A 3124-nucleotide genomic window follows, 5' to 3' on the forward strand; every position below is an offset into this window, starting at 1 on the left:
GGCGATGTAGGCGGTCAGCCACTGGGTCAGGTCATCGGCGTTGTCCGGGTCGACGCTCATGCGCGCGGCGTTGCCGTTCAAGGTGTGCCCAAGCTCTACCGCACTGTAGGCCTCGCCGCGCCCCAGTTCCTGGCGCGGCTCGATCACCAGGATCTGCCGCGTGCCCGGCAGGCGCAGCAACTGCACCGCCAGCATCGTCCCGCTCAGGCCGCCGCCGACAATCAGCACATCGGCGTTGCGAATGGCGCTCGTCGCCTGTCCGCGTTCGGTTTCACTCATGAAATTGCGCCCTTACTGTCTGCCTGAATGGTTGTGGTAAAAATCGCCCCGTGCAGTATCCAGCACATCGACCCGGGACGCCTAGTTCAGCCCGACTGCGGGAAGCCCAGGCTCTGGCCGCTAATCAGCCATTGCTCCAGCACCGTCGCCAGGCCGCCTTGCCAATGGGTGCTTTCCCCGCTCCACAATTCGGTCTTGCCCGAAGGCTGCCACCAGCGACAGAGCCGTTGTGAGGTGTCCACAGGGTCGATCCGTCGCACCATCGCCAACGTCTGGAGCCCAGGGACATACGCGTGGGTAGGCCGGATGCGCCACACTTGTTGCTGCAGGGCAGCGGGCTCGAGGTCATCCGCCAGGGTCAGGATCTGGCCACCGATCACCTGGGCGGCCAGGGCCAGCAGCAATAGGCCGGGTTCGAAGGCACCGCTGAGGGCCAGCCGCGACTGCTCGGTAAAGCCCTGCTGACGCAAGCCATCAGCCAGGCGCTCGACATCCCGCAACGCATCGATCCAGCGCCAGGCATACCACTGGCCGTCACGCTTGTGGCGCAGGGCGCTGTGCAACGGGGTCACTTGTGCCCAATGGCGCAACTGCGCCAACGCCTCGGGCAACACCGTAACCCGTTCGGCGGGCCATTCCACATCCAGCGCAAGTTCAAGTTCATGCACGCTCATAGGGTGATGCTCCTATTGGTGAAACAAGCATGCGGTGGTCCGCTGGCCGGATTTATGTGGGCGGCGGTGGGACGGCTCGACTCGCTCGCGAAAACGGTGCGTCAGGCAACATCAATGCTGAATGTCAGTCCGCATTCGCGAGCAAGCCCGCTCCCACATTTGTTTTATGTACACCCGACAAATCACGATAGCTGGCCCCCGGATGGTTGTCCGCCAACCGCGCGCCGTCCCCAAACAATTTCTCCCGCAGGGTGCCCTGGGCATATTCGGTCTTGTACACGCCGCGCTTCTGCAACTCCGGCACCAGCAACTCGACCGCGTCGATAAAGGTCTCGTGGGTCAGTGCATAGGCCAGGTTGAAGCCGTCCACATCGGTCTCTTCAACCCATTCCTGCAACAGATCGGCCACGGTTTCCGGGCCGCCGACGAACAGCGGGCCGAAGCCGCCGATGCCGACCCAGTCTGCCAGTTCATTCGGGGTCCAGACCTTGTTCGGGTCGGCAGTGGAGAAGGCTTCCACCGCCGATTGAATGGCGTTGGTATGCACATGCTTGAGGGGTTCATCGGGCTTGAACTGGCTGAAGTCGATGCCGGTCCAGCCGGAGATCAGGGCCATCGCGCCTTCGTAGCTGACATAGGATTTGTATTCGTCGAACTTGGCCTTGGCCTTGGCATCGGTCTCGCCAACGATCACCGTCTGCAAGTTGAAGATCAGGATTTTCTTCGGGTCACGCCCCGCCTCGGCCGCACGGCGGCGGATATCGGCAACGGTTTTCTTCAGCAGCACTTTCGACGGTGCGGCAACGAACACGCATTCGGCCTGTTCGGCGGCGAACTGTTTGCCACGGCTCGACGCCCCGGCCTGGTACAGCACCGGCGTGCGTTGTGGCGACGGTTCGCACAGGTGAATGCCGGGCACCTGGAAGTGTTTGCCGACGTGGCGGATCTCGTGGATCTTGCTCGGGTCGCTGAAGATCCGCCGTTCGCGGTCGCGTAACACCGCGCCCTCTTCCCAGCTGCCTTCCCAGAGCTTGTAGCAAACCTCCAGGTATTCCTCGGCGTAGTCGTAGCGCGCATCGTGTTCGGTCTGGGCTTTCTGGCCGAGGTTCTTCGCGCCGCTTTCCAGGTACGAGGTGACGATGTTCCAGCCGACGCGGCCCTTGGTCAGGTGGTCGAGGGTGGAAAGGCGCCGGGCGAACGGGTACGGGTGTTCGAAGGACAGTGAAGCGGTGAGGCCAAAACCCAGGTGTTCGGTGACCAGCGCCATGGGTGCGATCAGCGACAGCGGGTCGTTGACCGGCACCTGGGTCGCCTGGCGAATCGCTGCGTCACCGTTGCCGTTATAGACGTCGTAGATGCCCAGCACGTCGGCGATGAACAGGCCGTCGAACTTGCCGCGCTCGAGAATTTTTGCCAGGTCGGTCCAGTATTCCAGGTCCTTGTACTGCCATGAGCGGTCACGCGGGTGGGCCCACAGGCCCGGCGACTGGTGGCCGACACAGTTCATGTCGAAGGCATTCAAACGGATTTCACGAGGCATTAAACGTTTCTCCGGGGGGCGACACCGTTGAGGTGGTAGTTGCCGACAATCTGGTATTTCCAGCGCAGGGGATCATCAAGGGTCGGCGGCAGCGCAGTACGCTGGCCGGTGAGTTCGAATTCGGCGTTGCTGGCAGCGATGAGGGCCTCGGCAGCCGCTATCTGGGCTTCTGTGAGGGCCACCGGGCCTGGGTGGGTTTCGGCACGCTCAAACAAAGCAGCCGCTACCTCCACGCGAATCTGCAAATCGCCAAAGCGGCTGATCACGTAGGGGTCATCACTTTTCTCGACAAAGCGCCGGGTGCTTTCCAGCAGTTGGCGCGCCTGATTCAGTGCGGTCATGGATGCAGCTCCTCAGTTCCAGGCATGGCGTGCGGGCTTGACGCCGTTGAGCACGAAGTTGCCGATCAGGTGGTATTTCCAGCGGGCCGGGTCGTGCAGGGTGTGGGTACGTGCGTTGCGCCAGAAGCGGTCGAGGTTGTGCTTGCCGGACACCGAGCGGGTGCCGGCCAGTTCGAAGAGTTTGCTGCTGGCGAGCAAGGCGGTTTCCGCCGACAGCACTTTGGCCTGGGCGACGACCAACGAGGCATTGGCCACGGTGTCTTCGTTGGGGTTGGCCAGGGCCTGGTCGA

The 3124-nt window shown here is 62.7% G+C and carries 3 protein-coding genes and 2 pseudogenes; all 5 read right to left on the bottom strand.

All coding sequences use genetic code 11. The annotated features are described in order from the left end of the window. Positions 1 to 279: FAD/NAD(P)-binding protein (locus HX846_RS20035; protein WP_178965964.1), on the bottom strand; the 279-nt coding region annotated here is incomplete at its 3' end. Positions 280 to 371: 92 nt separating this feature from the next. Then, positions 372 to 953, bottom strand: a pseudogene (locus HX846_RS20040) (AMP-binding protein); the annotation flags it as partial. A gap of 124 nt (positions 954 to 1077) precedes the next feature. Further along, entirely contained in the window at positions 1078 to 2493 is a 1416-nt protein-coding gene (locus tag HX846_RS20045; protein WP_003211735.1) for an LLM class flavin-dependent oxidoreductase, read from the bottom strand. Next, positions 2493 to 2834, bottom strand: a complete 342-nt coding sequence (locus tag HX846_RS20050; RefSeq protein ID WP_178965965.1) for an acyl-CoA dehydrogenase — start codon at positions 2832 to 2834, stop codon at positions 2493 to 2495. The genes HX846_RS20045 and HX846_RS20050 overlap by 1 nt, the downstream gene beginning before the upstream one ends. 12 nt (positions 2835 to 2846) lie before the next feature. Then, positions 2847 to 3124: pseudogene (locus tag HX846_RS20055) on the bottom strand (SfnB family sulfur acquisition oxidoreductase); the annotation flags it as partial.

It is taken from the genome of Pseudomonas sp. K5002 (assembly GCF_013386655.1).
GTDB lineage: Bacteria > Pseudomonadota > Gammaproteobacteria > Pseudomonadales > Pseudomonadaceae > Aquipseudomonas.